The organism is Flectobacillus rivi (assembly GCF_030056655.1).
GTDB classification, from domain to species: Bacteria; Bacteroidota; Bacteroidia; order Cytophagales; family Spirosomataceae; genus Flectobacillus; species Flectobacillus rivi.
This window is the reverse complement of the sequence record NZ_JASHIE010000002.1, coordinates 153,322-171,594: the sequence shown is the minus strand read 5'-3', so window position 1 is coordinate 171,594 and position 18,273 is coordinate 153,322. Positions and strand designations below refer to the sequence as shown.

Genomic DNA, 18,273 nt, shown 5'->3' with positions numbered 1-18,273 from the left:
AACTAGTAAACCTCATGTAATAACCTTAAATCAAACATTGTCAATGATAATTGATTTATTGTAGCGAGCAATCCAACAATAAGATTACGAGAGTTTGTCATTTTATCGGGTTAGGTCTAATCAAATATAGCACTTTAGGATAACTATAAAATCAGTGATTTTGTTTCAAGCAATTCGTCATAAATATAACGAACTGCTTGAGTAAATATATTAAAAAGAGAATTAAAAATTACTTATAATTTAAAAATCTTACATTCTCCTGCCAATAGACTATTAACGATAAACACATCATTTGATTGCATAATATTTTGCAATGGTGATGCAAAAGTTGAAAAAATATTTTTGAGTTCTGTACCGTTTAATGCTCCTTTTAGCTCAATAGCTGTAATATCTTGCTCAATATCTAGATTTGCAAGAAATACGTAGTCGGTATCTCCCTCAATTTTCCAAGCAATTACCTTATGTTGATTTTCTATTGATGGGCTAATCAACCACTGTATTTTTTGATGAAGAATATCTGGCATTAGTTGGTCAGCGATTGTTTTTATTTGCTCTAAATTATGGAATAATTCTCCATTTTTACCCCAAATATATGGACCATGGGTCGCCTTTGGTCCTTCATCGAGCTGGAAAACATATAGTTTGGTATAATTTTCGTTTGGAGCAGGTACAGGATGCGGGTCGCGCTGTTCATAACCTAAGCTCATGTACGATGGCATATCTGTTAAAAAGAATGCCAGAAAAAGACGCAACTCGTTTCCTTTAAGATAAAATTCATCAAAACGCGGATCGTCTTTGTCTGCGGTCATGATGGTAAAATTAGGCGCAAAACTGCGAGTTTGGGCCAATTCATGATAACGTGCAAATTCTGCAATAAATCGTGCTGAGCCTACGACCATCGACTGCAAGTCGCCAAGGGTAGAGTCAGTATCTGAGCCTTCCAAATGCTCTTCTTCGATGCCATAAGCCATTTCGTTAGGCGGAGCCAAGAAGCTTTCGGCAAAATATCCAAACGAAGGTTTATGTTGACGAATAAAGTGTTTGATATATTTATGAATATCGTAATACAAATCAGGGTTACTAGGCGTACCTTCTGGACGCATCTGCACGTGTGACATATCGCCACGCATAAAATCAAAATTGAAATCGAGTGCAAAAGATAAGTAACGATTAGCTACATACTCCCAAACTTCTACACGTGGTTTTTCAAAATCAATTTCCCAGTCAGCATTATTGTTTTTAGCCTCATGAAGTTTAAATCTACCTAACGGACCAAAGACACGAGACATATTTTGTGGTTTCGCAATCACATAGTCTCGCCATACTCTACCATCTTCATCAACAGTCTTTGCATCATCGTGTGGGTCTACTACCAAACCACGATAGGGTGGAGCCATAGTGGCAGGCACAGGCTCATAACCTTCTTCAAACAAATAGCTTATAAACTGATTACGGCGTCCGTTTCGTCCCCAAAGGTCTTTTTTCTGACCAAATAATACTAAAATTCTATCTGATTCACTGATTTGAGAATTATCAAAAAAAGCCTCCACATTGTCTGGATAAGGCATTTCTACCGAAGCTCCTACTTGTTGTAAGAACTCAAAAATACGCTCTTGAACTTTTAGATGTAGATTTTCTTCATGGTTTAAAATCTCAAATTCTTTTCGTTGCAACCATTCAAAATACTGAGGATTGGCAAGAGCAATTTCTGAATAACGGTCAGTATGCGGAATCACATCCATACCCACTGTTTTTCCCAAGGCATGAAGTATGTTTACTACCACTTTCAATTGCTTTTCGACGGTATCCAAATGAGGATAGTAGCTCGCTAATTCGACATCATAAAATTCTGGATTAATATTCCACCCAGCCATGCCATACAAACTTGCTACCACGCCGCATTCCCAAATTGGCAACAAGTGAATTGAAGATTGCGAAGCAGGCAGCGTGAGAGAGTACTTTACTACATTCCAAAAACTCTGAATCGTTCGAACATTGATACCGACCATATTTACCGTTTTGAGCCATTGTCCATCGGGTAATGATTTAACTGGGCTATCTACGGTATTGTTGGGGTTAATGGCTTGATAGAAAGTTGCTTGCCCTAGCTTTCGTTCTAGCAAATAAGCTATTTGGGCGGTTGGAATCTTAACCGCCAATTCGGGCAAAAGATGTGGTATGAATTGGCTTTGCCCATTGAGATAGGGCGCAATTAAGTGCTGCTGATTGTTTGCCCAAAGCTGGCAAAAACCATCATGTGTATCTGGGATGTTCATAGATTAATATAAAAATGGATAATGGAACCTAACAAATGTCAGCAATACTGAAACTATTAGTTCTCTTAAATTTGTTTTAAAAGTAAACAAATTCTTGAAAATTACATATTTTTTGCCTTTGATATTACTTTAAGTAGTAGAGTAAGCAAATGATATATAAATACTTATGGCAAAAAAAACATTAGTGATTGGCGCAACGACCAATACTGCAAGATATGCCTACATCGCAACCAATATGCTTTTGAATCACGGACACGAAGTAGCGCTTTTAGGAATAAAAAAAGGAGAGGTGGCTTCTATTCCTATCCAAAATGGTTTTCCAGCATTGGAAAATATTGATACAGTTACCATGTATATCGGACCACAACATCAGGCAGAATATTATGATTATATTCTGGGCTTGCATCCCAAACGAATTGTATTTAATCCTGGTACAGAAAACCCTGAGTTTGAGACTTTGGCACAAAGTAAAGGAATAGACGTAGAAGAAGCTTGTACCTTGGTATTACTCTCAACAGGACAGTACTAATTTGAAAATTTGAAGATTTGAAGATTTGAAAATGTGCTAATTGGGAAATTTAATGATAATTGAAAGGATTGATAAAAAATATGAGGTTGTTTAGCTCTATTTATCGACCTTATTCTCTATCTACGAAACATTTTCAAATCTTCAAATTGGCAAATCTTCAAATTGATTAGTCTTCAAATTAACTAATCTTCAAATTAAATAACTACCACTTAATTAAAGCAGAGCCCCATGTGAATCCACTTCCGAAGGCAGCTAGACATACCAGATTTCCATCTTTAATTTTCCCCATTTCCCAAGCTTCACTTAAAGCAATTGGGATGGATGCTGCGGTGGTATTACCATATTTTTGGATATTATTCATCACTTTCTCCTCTGGCAAGCCCATTTGTTGGCGCACATATTCCGAAATACGAAGATTGGCTTGATGTGGTACTAATAGGTCAATATCTTCAGGAGATAAATTATTTTTTTCCAAAGCCTCTTTAATTACTTCTGGAAAACGAACTACAGCGTGTTTGAATACCATATTACCATTCATAATGACTTCTCCAGTGTTTTTATCTTCGAATAAATCATCATAAAAACGCTTTGGACGGCTACTGCCTGGGTCTTTTACATACAAATCTTCGGCATACGTTCCATCGGCATGTAAGTGTGTTGAAAGAATTCTATGCGATGAGTCGGTAGTGGCTTGTACTACCGCAGCACCTGCACCATCTCCAAAAATTACAGCTACGCCTCTTCCTTCGGTGGTATGATTAAGAAAGGTAGATTGTATTTCAGCACCAATGACCAAAATGTTTTTGTACATTCCCGAACGAATAAATTGGTCAGCAGTTGAAAGCGCATATATAAATCCCGAACATTGATCACGAATATCTAGGACTCCAATGTTTTGCATGCCCAAATTACGTTGCAATACAAAGCCTGGTCCTGGGAAATAGTAGTCGGGAGTAATTGTAGCGTAAACAATAAAATCAATTTCTTGAGGCTTCAATCCTGCTCGTTCAATCGCAATTTTAGCGGCTTCGGTAGCCATTGAGGCATTAGTGTCCTTTCCATAAGTAAAATAGCGACGTTCTTTAATACCAGTTCGTTCGGTAATCCAAGCATCGTTGGTATCCATGATGCTTTCGAGATATTGATTTGAAATGATATTTTCAGGAACATAATGTCCTAGTCCAACAATTTTTGAATAATACATATTTTTGCCAAGTGAATTAGTTAGTTGTTGATATGAATGAAAAATAGCAAGAGCGTATTCTTATTTCGAAAATCTTATTTTCTCTATTTTTATTAATATTTTGTGTAAAAGTATGAAAAAATTACCTTTTTCAGTGGTAGTGCTTGTTTAAACAAAAAGTATCAGATATCCATCATACCTAAAATATAAAGAGCTTCTTTCAAACTTTTGTTTAAAAGAAGCTCTTTTCATGATTTTGGAAATAGTTACTTTTTCTCTCCCATCAAATTATCAGCAATCGAAATCAAAATATAGATAAAGATAACCAACGGAATAGCAACGAATTTAAAGACCAAAATTAATGCTAATGAAAGTATTAAGAAGATATATTTAACCTGATTGGATTTCCAATCAAAGTTCTTGAATTTCAAGGCAAAGAGCGGTAGCTCGGCTACCAATAAATACGACATTACAATTGAATAAATAATCAAAACATTGTAATTGAGTACATATTCACGGTATTCGGGATGATACACCAAAATTAATGGCAACGACGCCACTACCATACCATTGGCTGGCGTAGGCACTCCAATGAACGAATGACTTTGACGGGTATCAACATTAAATTTGGCCAATCGTAATGCCGAGAACACTGCTAGAGCAAAAGCGATATAGGGTTTATAAAAACCAAATAATCCTACGGTACAAGTACCTGTTGTGCAACTTCCTTCAATCAATTTGAGCATGATAAAGGCTGGCAAAACACCAAAAGTTACCATATCTGCTAAAGAGTCTAACTCCTTACCGATAGGAGATTGTGCATTGACCAAGCGAGCGATAAAACCATCGAGCCAGTCACAAACTAATGCCACCCCAATAAGGATTGAAGGCAAAATTAATTTATCGGGCTGATCAATAAAATCAGGCGTGGAAAGAACAATATTTAACCCAAAAATTCCACAAAGTAAATTTCCACATGTGAGAGCATTAGGGATATGATTTTTGATTGAAAACATGCTATGTTGTGCTTAAAGTCTGACAAATGGATTATTTTTTTTCTCAAAACCAATTGTCGTACTTGATCCATGGCCAGGGTAAACTACGGTTTGGTCGGGAAGGGTGTAAAGTTTTGTTTTGATACTTTTTTCTAAATCTGCGAAGCTACATAAAGGTAAGTCAGTACGCCCTACGCTACCTTTAAATAATACATCACCCCCAATCACAAAGTTTTGCTCTTGGGCATAGAACACTACATGCCCAGGCGCGTGTCCCGGCGTAAAGAAAACCTGTAAGGTACTATTGCCAAAGCTTATGTCTTTACCTTCCTCCAAATACTCATCTACTGAAGAATGTTCGTAGGCAGGAAACCCCCAGAAAGCTGCTCTATCAGGTGCTGAGTTTAATACTGGAAGATCTTTTTCGTGTAAAAAGTAGCTAATGTTATAGTTTCTTTTGATGAAAGCATTACCCAAAATATGGTCAATATGAGCATGTGTATTGAGTAGCTTGACTGGTTTTAACTTTTTCTCTGAAATAAAATCTGTCAATGCCTTACGTTCCTCATACACGTGACAACCTGGATCAATGATGACACATTCTTGGGTTTCATCCCATAAAATGTAGGTGTTTTCTTGGAAAGGATTAAATGTAAATATTTCTATCTGAATCATTTTCTTGTAAGAATAAGTCTATATCGACAAAGTTATAAAAATTACTGAATAGTAAATGTTGCAATATAGTGGTGGAACCTAGTATACCGAACTGCCTATTTACCTATCCATCAAGCGCTCATCAAAAACATGGTTGGTTTTTTGTGCAAATCGGGCTTTTGTTTTTTCCATTCCGAAATAGTTTTGGTCTGGATAAACTCATCTGCTGCACTCACATTACTCGCAATACAAAGCTTGATATTGCCTTGACAAGTTTGTAAAATATCTTCCAAAAATTGATTATTACGGAATGGTGTTTCCATAAATATCTGTGTTTGGAGTTTCTGAGCACTTTTTTCTAGATTTTTTAAAGATTTCTGTCTTTCAATTTTATCAATGGGCAAATACCCATGGAAAATAAAAGATTGACCTGAAAAACCAGATGCCATCAAGCCCAATAGGATAGAGGATGGTCCGACTAATGGACATACTTTTATTCCTAATTCGTGTGCTATTTGTACTGCTACAGCGCCAGGGTCGGCTACGCCAGGGCAGCCTGCCTCGGACATTACGCCAATTGTGGCATCGGCTGGAATTTGTTTAAAATAAGAACGAACTTTATCAGAAGTGGTATCTTTATCTAGTTCGAAAAATACTAGCTCATCAATGACTTTACCTAGTTTGAGTTCGCTGATACATCTACGAGCTGTTCTGATATTTTCTACAAAATAATAATTTGTTTGTTTGACTACCTCCAATATTTGTGGTGCCAATACCTGCTGAGCGGTATTGGGTGCCAGCGTAGTTGGAATAAGATATAAGGTCATATACTCGCTATTGTACAAATTCTCTGGTGATTCTGATAAATTCTTGTGGATTGTCTGCCTGTATCCAGTGACCAGCACCCTCTACAGTAACTAACTCATAATTTGGGAAAATTTCCCAAATACGACGTTCATCTTCTGGTTGGATATAGTGCGATTCGGAGCCACGAACAAATAATGCAGGCTGGTCTACCACGTGCTCGTTGTTTAGCTCATGTCCAACTACATCGATATTCTTGGTGATAACAGGGACGTTAATACGCCAATCAAATTGATTTCCTTTTTCTGGATTTCTCCAAAGATTTTTAATCAAAAACTGACGAACCCCTTCTTTTTCCTCAAAGCGTTTTAATATTTCGTTGGCTTCGGTGCGGCTTGTAAGATTCGGGAGATCAACAGCGGCAAGCCCTTGCAAAATCATGTGGTGATGAACTGGATAAAATTTGGGTGCAATATCAACTACCATCATTTTTGAAAATGAATCTGGATAATTGAGCGCAAACTGCATAACAGTTTTTCCACCCATTGAGTGACCGATAATTACTGGATTCTCGATTTGGTGATCGTCGATAAATTCTTTTAAGTCGGCAGACATTACTTCGTAATTGAACTCGTCACTTCTTGGTGACTGACCATGATTACGCTGGTCGACCATATATACCTGATATGTATCGGCCAATACTTTTCCGATGGTAAGCCAGTTGTCCGACGAACCAAAAATACCATGAAGAATAATAATTGCTTGGCCAGTTTCGCCAGCTTTTCTATAATATAGTTTCATTTTTGAATATGAGAGCTGTCTACTAAATGTACATTCCGAATAAAAAGCGTTTATCTGCTAAAATCTAAGAAGGAATGTTATTTGTTTTTTTCTGCAAAGATACGACTTACCTCGACAGGGTAATCAGTAATCATTATATCTAATTGCATAGTTTGAGCTAAATTTAGATAAAATGAAGGCTCAAAAGGACTAGGGTGATTCTTAGCGTTTTCACTACAATCAGCTATAAGCCGAATACCTTTAGCTTTTAGTGCCGAAATAACAGATACAGGAGTTTGAGGATTGACATAGGCAATTAGCTGTTTGAAATTAGGCTGAAAAGCTTGGATACTGTTCCAATCATCTTCATTTCTAATTAATGCAGATATATGTGTAGTAGATGAAAGTTGAAAAACCTCTTTGGTATCTTCGGGTTTGAAAGTAAGAAAAAGTACTCTCGCCTCGAGTTTGTATCGGTGTACAGCATCGTACACTTTTTTCCACAAGCCACCTTTTACATCGAGCATTAACCAAGCGTTTGGATGATTTTTGAGCCAAACCAACATCTCATCGAAGGTGGGGATAGGTATTTTTGTAATATCACCTTGACTATTTTTTAAAAAAGTTTTTGAAAGTAACGAGTCACTAGATGTTTTGAGGAGTCCTGCTGCCGTTGTTGTTCTCTCAAGACTTGTATCGTGCAAGATAAACAGAGAACCATTGAGGCTTTCTCGAATGTCTAACTCAAGAATAATAGGGGAGGAACTGGTATTTTTATAAGTATGGTTAAAAAGTGTGGGACTATTTTCAGGAATATTTTGATAAAATCCTCCACGATGTCCACAGATTTTGAGATTCTGTGTAAAACTTTTTATGCTACTAAATAGTAGTATGATGGAAGTAATCAGGAAAATAAAATTTCGAGCAGTATTCATTCCTCAAAAGATTTTTAAAAGGGTTTGTTGAAAAGATTTAGGAAGCTGTAGAAAATGAAATAAAATTTAGATTAGGTCATCTTTAAAATTGACTTGACTAGTAGCAAATTTAAAACCTTTATCATGAAATATAGGTATATACATCAATTTTAAAGAATCTTTAAAAAATACTAATCTTATAGATTAACAAAATCTACTTGCTTTAGAATTCCTTTAGTTAAACTGTTTGTATAAAAATTAGTATTATTTTAAGAGGTCTGATAGCCGAAACTTATAAATCAGTATCTTACAGTAAGGAAATTTACATTCAGTTAATTTTCGAATTTTGTTGTTACTAATTTTTTGTTGTTATTTTGTAGCCAAATCATCCATTCAGTTTCTAACTAAATTCCAAATTCACTATGTTGAAAAGAATCTTTACCACTAACGTAGTTTTGACATTGCTTTTTGCGATTGCTGCTACTATTTCAAGTGTACAGGTTTTTGCACAGGTTACATCTTCATCTATTACTGGTAGTGTAGTAGATGCAAAGGGAGAAACTCTTCCAGGAGCCTCTGTAATTGCCATTCACACCCCATCAGGCTCACGCTATGGAGCATCAACAAACTCAGCGGGTCGCTTCACATTGCCAAGTGTGCGTGTAGGTGGTCCTTTCAAGATTACAGTTTCTTTTGTTGGCTATAAAACAGAAGAATTCACAGAAGTTTATACTACCTTAGGTGTTGCGACATCTTTGAACATTAAGTTGTCAGAAGAAGGAAAACAGCTTACAGAAGTAATTGTAAAAGGTGATAAAAATGATGTGTTTAGTTCTTCAAGAACTGGAGCTGCGGCTTCATTTTCTGGACAAACACTTTCGACTCTACCAACTTTGAGCCGTACAATTAACTCAATTACTAAATACAACGCTTACAGTAACGGTTCGTCTTTTGCTGGTCAAGACTCTCGTTTCAACAACTTTACTATTGACGGTTCTGTATTTAATAACGGATTTGGTCTTGGTAACGAAGCTCAGGCGGGTGGTAGAACAGGCTATGGTGCAATTTCTTTGGATGCTGTTGAACAATTGCAAATTAACATTGCTCCATTTGATGTTCGTCAATCAGGTTTTGCAGGTGCTGCTATCAACGCAGTAACACGTTCAGGTACTAACGAAACTACTGGTTCGGTTTATCACTTCTGGAAAAACCAAGGATTAGTAGGTAACAAGATTGATACAACTTCAATCAAGATTACAAACTTTAGCGAGAAAACAACTGGTTTCCGTGTTGGTGGTGCAATCATCAAAAACAAGTTGTTCTACTTTGTAAACGGCGAGTTTATCGACAGCTCAACTCCAGCGCTTAGCTGGTCAGCAAACAGAGGAACTTCTGGTGCTAATATTTCTAGAACTACTTTGGCTGATATGCAAAAAGTTGCTAGTATTATGAGCAAATTAGGATGGGATGCTGGTGCTTTGGACGGTTTCAACAGTTTGTCAAACTCTAAGAAATTCTTAGCTCGTATCGATTATAACATCAATGATAAGCATAAATTAACTGTTCGTTATTCACATCACGATTCTCAATCAGATCAGTTGATTTCTGGTAGTAACTCAAGTGGTACAGCAGGTTTTGGTACGCGTGCAAATAATGCTCAGTCATTGTCTCCTCAGAACACAGGTTACATCATTATGGATAATACGCGTTCTATCGTAGCAGAATTAAACTCTACATTCAACTCAAGAATCGCGAACAACTTCATTGCTACATACAACAAGCAGATCGAAGACCGTAAGTACCGTACTTCATTGTTCCCATTGATCGAGATCCAAGACCCTTCTACTGTGTCTACTTATACGACTGCTGGTATGGATCCATTCACTCCTAGCAATAAGTTGGATTACTCTACATTGAACTTTACAGATAACCTTACTTATTTTGCTGGTAAGCATACTGTAACTGCTGGTCTTTCTTACGAATACTTCAAGTCAAACAACTTGTTCTTCCCTGCATCTCAAGGTGTATATGTTTACAAATCAATGGCTGATTTTGAAACAGCAATGAATGCTTACATTGCTAATCCGAACTTGACTACTTCTCCTGTTCAATTAGCTCGTTTCAACTATCGTTATTCATTGTTGCCAGACGGACAAGAGCCTTGGCAAGTAATTAAAGTTTCTACTGCTTCTGCTTACATCCAAGATGAATACCAAGCAAAAGAAAACTTGAAATTAACTGCAGGTTTACGTGCTGACTACATTACAATTGGTACTGAGATTGATTATACAAACTCAACAGTTGCTGCATTGACTTACAAAGCTCCAGATGGTTCTGATTACAAGGTTAACACTGGTGCAATGCCAAAAGGACGTGTATATTTGTCACCAAGATTTGGTTTTAACTGGGATGTTAAAAACGATAAGAAAACTCAGGTTCGTGGTGGTACAGGTTTATTCTTGTCACGTATGCCATACGTGTTGATTTCAAACCAATTGGGTAACAACGGTGTAAACACGGCTGTATTAACCGTAAATAATACCACTGCTTATCCATTTACTTTGAATCCTTCAAAATATACTCCTTCAACTACAGATTTGAACTCAATTCCTGCATTTACGTTGAATGCTAATGATGAGAATTTGAAATTCCCTCAAATCTGGAAATCGAACATCGCTGTTGACCGCAAATTACCATTCGGATTTATTGGTACTTTAGAATATATCTACAATCAAAACATCAACGCGTTGAAATATATCGACGTAAACTTGAAAGCTCCAACAACTACATTTGCTGGTGATGACAATCGTGACCGTTACCCAAGATCAGTTTCTTCTGCTAACTCACTTTATATCAACTCTAAGACTAACAGTGCGTATATCTTAACTAACACTGACCAAGGTTATTCATACAGCTTTACAGCAAAATTAGAAAAACCTGCTAAAAATGGTCTAGGTGGTATGATTGCCTACACTTACTCAAAAGCTAAAGATGTAGCTTCAGTAGGTTCTACAGTAGATGCAACTACTCCAACTGTACGTGGTGTTAACTACTTAGGTTTAGATTATTCAAATAACGACTTGCGTCACCGTTTCGTAGGTTATGTAAACTATAGCATTAACTACGGTGGTAAATTTGGTGGTGCTACTACTTTCACTTTGGGTATGGTATCTAACTCAGGATCTAAATTGTCTTACACTTACTCAACAGACTTGAACGGTGATGGACAGACTAATAACGACTTGATTTATATTCCTAAAGCTGGTTCTACTTTGAATTTCATTACTAACGGTTCATTTACTGCTGCACAACAACAAGCAGCATTTGATGCATGGGTTGACGGTGATGCTTACTTATCTTCTCGTAGAGGAAATTACGTAGAAAGAAATGGTCAAACTTACCCTTGGTTGACTCGTTTTGACTTTACAGTTGAGCAAGACTTCTTCGTGAAAACTGGTAGCAAAACTAATATCTTACGTTTCAGAGCTGATATCTTGAATGCTGGTAACTTGATTTCTAATACTGCTGGTATTGGTTACTCAACTACTACAGCTACTCCATTGACAACTGGTTTGGATGCTCAAGGTAATATCACTTACAAATTGGCTACTCAAGTTGTTAATGGTAAATCAGTATTGTTGCAAGACAGATTCGTTAAAAACTATTCTTTGTCTAGCCTTTACCAAATCCAATTGGGTGTTCGTTACATCTTCAACTAATACCTAATTAGGATTTAGACATACAAAAAAATCCCGCCTCATAAGGGCGGGATTTTTATTTGCAGTAGGGTTAAATATCTATATGAAATTGAGCAAAATGTTTTTTAGATAGACTAAATAGCCTTGCCTTTTAGAAAAGAAAAACCCCAAGCATATAAGGCTTGGGGTTTTCTTTTATTTTCTTTCGTAATCTTCAAAACCTCTGTGATCTGCCATTTTGTATAGCTCATCGTTTGGTAATGACTTAAAGTATTCGTAAGTGATTTTTAAACCTTCTGCACGATTTACTTTTGGTTCCCAACCTAAAAGCTCCTGTGCTTTTGTAATATTTGGTTGGCGTTGTTTTGGGTCATCTTTTGGTAATGGTAACGAAATCAACTTTTGGTTTGTACCTGTCAACTTGATAATTTCTTCACCAAATTCTTTGATCGTGATTTCATCTGGATTACCAATGTTTACTGGATAAGCGTAGTCGCTCAACAACAAACGATAGATACCTTCAACTAAATCGTCAACGAAACAGAATGAACGTGTTTGTGAACCGTCACCAAACATCGTTAAATCCTCTCCACGCAACGCTTGACCAATGAATGCTGGCAATACACGTCCGTCGTTCAATCGCATTCTAGGTCCGTAAGTATTGAAGATTCGAACAATACGAGTTTCTAAGCCATGATACGTATGGTATGCCATCGTCATTGCTTCTTGGAAACGTTTTGCCTCGTCATATACTCCACGTGGACCTACTGGGTTTACATTACCCCAATATTCCTCTGTTTGTGGGTGTACCGTTGGGTCACCATAAACTTCCGAAGTAGAAGCAATCAATACTCTTGCATTCTTAACACGAGCCAATCCCAAACAGTTGTGGATACCCAATGAACCTACTTTCAAGGTCTGAATTGGAATCTTCAAGTAGTCAATTGGAGAGGCTGGTGAAGCAAAGTGAAGAATATAATCTAATTCGCCTGGAACGTGGATAAACTTCGATACATCGTGGTGATAAAACTCGAAGTTGGGTAATTTGAACAAGTGCTCAATGTTCTTTAAGTCACCTGTGATGAGGTTATCCATTGCAATAACGTGATAACCTTCCTTGATAAATCTATCGCAAAGGTGAGAGCCTAAAAAGCCTGCCCCACCTGTGATTAATACTCGTTTCATATTGTTTAGATTTCGCGATTTAGTGAACGAATATCTCTATAATTTACTCATTCACTAAATCACAATTCACCATTATTTAACTGCGTCTCTACCTATTGAGTAGTAAGTATAGCCAAGTTCTTTCATTTGGTCTAATTCATACAAGTTACGACCATCGAAGATTACTTTGTTTTTCAACAACACATCCATCACCTCAAACTCTGGGGTACGGAATTGTGGCCATTCTGTCATAATCAATACTGCATCCGCATCTTTGATTGCTTCATAAGGACCTTTTGTGTAGGTAATTTTGTCGCCAATAATACCCTTCACATTTTCCATAGCCTCAGGGTCAAATGCCTTGATAGTTACGCCCTCTGCCAATAATTCTTCGATATTGTACAAGGCTGGAGCTTCACGAATATCATCAGTATATGGTTTGAAAGCTAAGCCCCACATCGCAAATACTTTGCCTTTCAAATCGCCACCGAAGTGTTCTTTGATTGTTGGGATTAACTTCGTCTTTTGACCTTCATTTACGTTCATGACAGCCTTCAAAATCTGGAAGTCATATTGGTTGTCAGAAGAAGTTTTTGCTAAAGCCTGAACGTCTTTAGGGAAACAACTACCGCCATAACCAATACCCGCAAACAAGAAACGTTTCCCGATACGTGAGTCTGTACCAATACCACGACGAATATCGTCTACATTAGCACCTACTTTTTCGCAAAGGTTAGCAATCTCGTTCATAAACGTGATTTTAGTAGCCAAGAACGCATTTGCAGCATATTTAGTCATTTCAGCCGAACGCTCATCCATGAAGATAACAGGATTACCCTGACGAACCAATGGAGCATACAACTTGTTCATCACAGCTTTTGCTTTCTCAGAACGAGTACCAATTACCACGCGGTCAGGCTTCATAAAATCCTCTACAGCCACACCTTCACGCAAAAACTCAGGATTGGATACTACATCAAAAAGCTCTTCTGAAGCATTTTTAGCAATCGCAGCGTGTACTTTTTCGGCTGTACCTACTGGCACAGTACTTTTATCAATAACCACTACATATTGGTCTAGGATTGGACCTAAATCATCAGCAACTTTCAAGATATATTTTAAATCTGCTGAGCCATCTTCACCTGGAGGGGTTGGCAATGCCAAAAAGATTACCTTAGCATCTTTGATACCTTCCGCCAAATTGGTCGTGAATTTCAATCTCCCTTCAGCAGTATTACGATTGAACAATACGTCCAATCCTGGCTCATAGATAGGGATGATGCCATTCTTCATTTTTTCGACTTTCTTTTCGTCGATATCCACACAGGTTACTTGGTTTCCTGTCTCGGCGAAGCAAGTCCCTGTTACAAGACCCACGTAGCCCGTTCCAATTACAGCGATTTTCATAAATTCAGACGATAATTTCGATTAAAGTTGGGAAAATATAAAATGCGGGTTAAGCGTTAAAAATTCTGTTTGAATTTGCACTATTTCCTGCATGAATCATACCAAACTAGTTATTCTTCAAAAATAAGTTATTTTCCTTAGAAAAGTAAAAGAGACCTAATCTTAATTAGGTCTCTTTTAGTAAAAGGAACAAGTGTTTGCATTATTTTACTACATCAGTAATAATATTACCAACGGTTCCATTAGGCTCTAAGACATCCAATAAATCTGCTACAGTAGGAGCAATGTCCGAAATATTAGTACGCTTAGAGGTTTCGCCATGCTTAATTTTCCAGCCATACCACAACAATGGAATATGTGTATCATAACGATATACCGAACCATGCGTAGTCCCTGTTTTACGTCCTGTAAACCATCCTGGGTTCAAGAAGTAAAGAATATCGCCACTACGTTTTACATTATAGCCGTTTTTAATGTAGCCAATTTGATATTCTGGAACAGTGGCATTGGCAAGATTCTGAAGGTCGATGACATTGGCAACTTCTGGTCTTTTCAAAAGTGCTGTTTTGATGACTTCGAAAGCTTGAGAACGAGAAACATTTCTTGTTTTTAATGTTTCATGATTCAAATAAATTTGATTGTTTTCGTCAGCTCTTACATAATCACCGTCACCGAAAGAGGTTTTTAAGGCATCTTTAACAGTATTCGTGAGTGTAAGTCCGTCGGTTGTACCTGCAGGAAGTTTCTTAGATTGCCAATAGCCAGGCACGTCCGCCACACCATGGTCGGCACTCAAGAATACTAGTACATTGTCCTTGCCCAAATAAGTATCTAAGAAGCTCAATAATGAAGCAATATCTCTATCCAAGCGAATGTAGGTATCTTCTGCTTCAATTGAGTTTGGTCCAAATGCGTGACCTACATAATCTGTTGATGAAAAACTTACCGTTAAGAAATCGGTGCTTGCCCCTTTTCCTAACTGTTCGTTTTGTATAGCCGTAACAGCAAAATCTTTAGTTAAAGAGTTACCATACGGCGTCGAACGAATTACCTCCAAAAGATTGACACCTGCTTGTGCTGCAAGTTCATGAGGAAATACTGGTTTTTGTTCACCACTCAATTTTCCTTCAAATGGTTGATCATCAGGGGTACTTTCAGTGTATTGCTCGATTGGTAATAGGGTATTCCAACCTTTTGCTACATATTTTTGAGGGTTTTTCTGAGCGTTAAATTCTTTTACCCAGCTTGGTAGTTCATTCATATAAAACGAAGATGAAATCCAGAACCCGTCTTTCGAATCAAACCAATAAGCTGCATTGGCTGTATGACCAGCTGGTAAAATAGCTCCACGGTCTTTCAAAGCAATCCCAATAGTTTTACTTTGGTGATTTTGAGCAATTTTTACTTGGTCTGTAATAGTTGAAACCAATAAATTTTTTGGGGACATCAAACCAGCTGAGGTTGCGGCTCCTACCGTTTTTACCGTTGAATCTTCTACACAATAAACCGTGCGTCCTGATTTGGTATCAAACCATTCGTTTCCGATAATGCCGTCTACAGCAGGTACTGATCCTGTAAAGATGGCTGCGTGACCAGCAGCTGTAACTGTTGGTACATAGTCATAATGGTGGTTACGGCAGTTGTAGCCTTCACCCATCAAGCGTTTGAAGCCTCCTGCTGTATATTTATTGCTATAACGGTACAGATAGTCATATCTCATTTGATCTACAACGATACCAATGACCAATTTCGGTTTACTAGGAACTGTTTTTACAACTGCTGTATTGGCTTTAGAGGTACTCTTTATGGAAGTCTGAGCAGATAAATCTGTTACAACTGCACAAAGTCCAGCAAACAGTGTTATGAGTTTTTTGTTCATAATGAAGGTAGTTTTTTGACAAAGATACATAATCATAGAGCAATGATAGTACGGCTTTGTAGTTATGAATTTATGAAATTATGGGAATAGGGGCAGATTTTCCAAAAAGTCAATTTGGAAAGTTTCCCAGTTGGTTTTACAACAATATTGACTCATGCCATTGGTAATAACAATATAAGGACTACGCAAAGTATGATTATATTGGGCCACTTGCTCAAACACTGTTTGGGTAAGTGCAATGTAAGGAGCCTTACATTCGATAATCATAAAAAGCTGTCCATTTCTATCAAATACTTGAATATCAGTACGTTTTTGGACATTGTTGTAAGAAAGTCCTGATTCTAGTTTGATAAGACTTTTGGGGTAAGCCAAATGAGTAATAAGATAGTTGACGAAGTGTTGTCGAACCCATTCTTCAGGAGTCAGAAACAAATACTTTTTACGAAGCTGATCGAAAATGTATAATTTTCCATCTTTTTTTTGTAACTTGTAGTCAAATGTAGGAAGATTCAATAATTCCATTATTTCTACTGCACAGTTTGTTGTGAAAATTTAATATACTCTAACAGACTCGTAGCCTATCAGTTAGCCTCAAAAAGGCAAGACTTCTGGTCTAACAGAAAATAGCAATAAAAGTTAGACACTATTAGTTAAAACAAGTTTAAGATTCGTTTAAATCATAACTTATTCTTGTTTCTCGGAAAATACCATCGTAGTATTAGCCTGTTAAATTAACATTCGTTTTTGTGTTTTAATAATTTACGCATTTTTAAAAATAGCGTACCTGTTTCAGCACACCTTATTTTAAAGGGCTATAGATAAATATTAGTGATGAATTGTGAATTGTGAATGTAAATTTTTAATTATCACGATTTACCATTACAAGTGTACAAAGGATTATAAAACTGTTTATTTCGGATATTGGATGTTGGATTTCGGAAGTTAAGCTTCTTGTAAAAAATAAAGGTATTTTACTTTATTTTCGAAATCAGAAATCCCCAATCTGAAATAGTTGGAAATCGTTCGTACAGTACTAATTTACCACTCACAACTCATCACTGAGACCTGTCTCCCTTTTCCAAATTAATTAACTTTTAAACAAAACCACGACTTCATCAGGTATGAAAACAAAAGAAGAAATTGTGACAAACTGGTTGCCACGATATACTGGCACAGCCATCGAAGACTTTGGTCAATATATTTTGTTGACAAACTTCAAAAATTATGTAGATATGTTTGCGGAGCAGTTTGATGTACCAATTAATGGTATCGACAGACCTATGCAAACTGCCACAGCCAACAATATCACTATTATCAATTTTGGTATGGGTTCGCCAATGGCTGCTACTGTAATGGATATTTTGACTGCTATTTCTCCGAAAGCAGTATTATTTTTAGGAAAATGTGGGGGGTTGAAAAAGAACCTTGGTCTTGGAGATTTGATTTTGCCTATCGCAGCGGTAAGAGGAGAGGGTACTTCGGATGAGTATATGCCGAAAGAAGTTCCAGCACTTCCTTCATTCCGTTTGCAAAGAGCGGTTTCTTCCATGATTAAAAAACATGAACTAGATTACTGGACTGGTTTGGTATATACAACTAACCGCCGTGTTTGGGAACATGATGAGGAATTCAAGCAATATTTGACAGATATTCGTGCGATGGGTATCGATATGGAAACTGCGACTATCTTTACGGTAGGTTTTGCTAATAAGATACCTCATGGAGCTTTGTTATTGGTTTCGGATAACCCAATGACACCAGACGGTGTAAAAACAGAAGAAAGTGATAAGAAAATCACCGCTAATTATGTAGAAAAACACCTTCAAATTGGTATTGATTCTCTCGAAGAACTTGCTATGTCAGGTGAATCGGTGAAGCATTTAAGATTTGAATAAGGAATAAAAAAACCTGCTGATGAGGCAGGTTTTTTTTATTGATCTATGTTAAAGCATGTTTAAATTTTGTAAGTCATTAAAATAAAAAAAGGTAT

14 protein-coding genes are annotated in these 18,273 nt (G+C 37.0%); 3 read left to right on the top strand and 11 right to left on the bottom strand.

Features of this window, described 5'->3' with window-relative positions; all coding sequences use genetic code 11:
- Window positions 1-233: 233 nt before the first annotated feature.
- Complete coding sequence (locus tag QM481_RS03170) at window positions 234-2,276, bottom strand: hypothetical protein (RefSeq protein ID WP_283380626.1); 2,043 nt, start codon at window positions 2,274-2,276, stop codon at window positions 234-236.
- A gap of 166 nt (window positions 2,277-2,442) precedes the next feature.
- Here QM481_RS03170 and QM481_RS03165 point away from each other — a divergent pair, with 166 nt between their 5' ends.
- The gene (locus QM481_RS03165) at window positions 2,443-2,805 is read left to right on the top strand and encodes a CoA-binding protein (protein WP_166553303.1); all 363 of its coding nucleotides are present in this window, start codon (window positions 2,443-2,445) and stop codon (window positions 2,803-2,805) included.
- A gap of 202 nt (window positions 2,806-3,007) precedes the next feature.
- Here the strand turns inward: QM481_RS03165 and QM481_RS03160 are convergent, their stop codons facing one another.
- From QM481_RS03160 to QM481_RS03135, 6 genes are all read right to left on the bottom strand, one after another.
- Window positions 3,008-4,009 carry a beta-ketoacyl-ACP synthase III gene (locus tag QM481_RS03160; protein ID WP_283380625.1) on the bottom strand — a complete coding sequence of 334 codons (1,002 nt, stop codon included), beginning with the start codon at window positions 4,007-4,009 and terminating at the stop codon, window positions 3,008-3,010.
- A 245-nt stretch (window positions 4,010-4,254) separates the two neighbouring features.
- The gene (locus tag QM481_RS03155; protein WP_166553301.1) at window positions 4,255-5,004 is read right to left on the bottom strand and encodes a CDP-alcohol phosphatidyltransferase family protein; all 750 of its coding nucleotides are present in this window, start codon (window positions 5,002-5,004) and stop codon (window positions 4,255-4,257) included.
- Between the two features lie 12 nt (window positions 5,005-5,016).
- On the bottom strand, window positions 5,017-5,658 hold the full coding sequence (locus QM481_RS03150) for an MBL fold metallo-hydrolase (protein ID WP_283380624.1): 642 nt from the start codon (window positions 5,656-5,658) through the stop codon (window positions 5,017-5,019).
- 110 nt (window positions 5,659-5,768) lie between these two features.
- Complete coding sequence (locus QM481_RS03145; protein ID WP_283380623.1) at window positions 5,769-6,464, bottom strand: SAM-dependent methyltransferase; 696 nt, start codon at window positions 6,462-6,464, stop codon at window positions 5,769-5,771.
- Window positions 6,465-6,471: 7 nt separating this feature from the next.
- Window positions 6,472-7,242, bottom strand: a complete 771-nt coding sequence (locus tag QM481_RS03140) for an alpha/beta fold hydrolase (RefSeq protein WP_166553298.1) — start codon at window positions 7,240-7,242, stop codon at window positions 6,472-6,474.
- A 77-nt stretch (window positions 7,243-7,319) separates the two neighbouring features.
- A complete protein-coding gene (locus QM481_RS03135; RefSeq protein WP_283380622.1) occupies window positions 7,320-8,156 on the bottom strand; it encodes a glycerophosphodiester phosphodiesterase family protein in 837 nt (278 codons plus the stop codon).
- Between the two features lie 401 nt (window positions 8,157-8,557).
- Here QM481_RS03135 and QM481_RS03130 point away from each other — a divergent pair, with 401 nt between their 5' ends.
- Window positions 8,558-11,854: a TonB-dependent receptor gene (locus tag QM481_RS03130; RefSeq protein ID WP_283380621.1), complete on the top strand. Its 3,297-nt coding sequence runs from the start codon at window positions 8,558-8,560 to the stop codon at window positions 11,852-11,854.
- 174 nt (window positions 11,855-12,028) lie between these two features.
- On the opposite strand, the gene QM481_RS03125 is transcribed toward QM481_RS03130, so the two are convergent.
- From QM481_RS03125 to QM481_RS03110, 4 genes are all read right to left on the bottom strand, one after another.
- Window positions 12,029-13,018, bottom strand: a complete 990-nt coding sequence (locus QM481_RS03125; RefSeq protein WP_166554142.1) for a UDP-glucuronic acid decarboxylase family protein — start codon at window positions 13,016-13,018, stop codon at window positions 12,029-12,031.
- 72 nt (window positions 13,019-13,090) lie between these two features.
- Window positions 13,091-14,404 (bottom strand): UDP-glucose dehydrogenase family protein, encoded by a 1,314-nt coding sequence (locus tag QM481_RS03120; RefSeq protein WP_283380517.1) that lies wholly within the window; start codon window positions 14,402-14,404, stop codon window positions 13,091-13,093.
- Between the two features lie 202 nt (window positions 14,405-14,606).
- Window positions 14,607-16,283 (bottom strand): alkaline phosphatase PafA, encoded by a 1,677-nt coding sequence (pafA, locus tag QM481_RS03115; protein WP_283380620.1) that lies wholly within the window; start codon window positions 16,281-16,283, stop codon window positions 14,607-14,609.
- Window positions 16,284-16,361: 78 nt separating this feature from the next.
- On the bottom strand, window positions 16,362-16,805 hold the full coding sequence (locus QM481_RS03110; RefSeq protein ID WP_166553614.1) for a type I restriction enzyme HsdR N-terminal domain-containing protein: 444 nt from the start codon (window positions 16,803-16,805) through the stop codon (window positions 16,362-16,364).
- 599 nt (window positions 16,806-17,404) lie between these two features.
- On the opposite strand from QM481_RS03110, the gene QM481_RS03105 reads away from it, so the two are divergent.
- The gene (locus QM481_RS03105) at window positions 17,405-18,178 is read left to right on the top strand and encodes an AMP nucleosidase (RefSeq protein ID WP_166553613.1); all 774 of its coding nucleotides are present in this window, start codon (window positions 17,405-17,407) and stop codon (window positions 18,176-18,178) included.
- Window positions 18,179-18,273 lie beyond the last annotated feature (95 nt).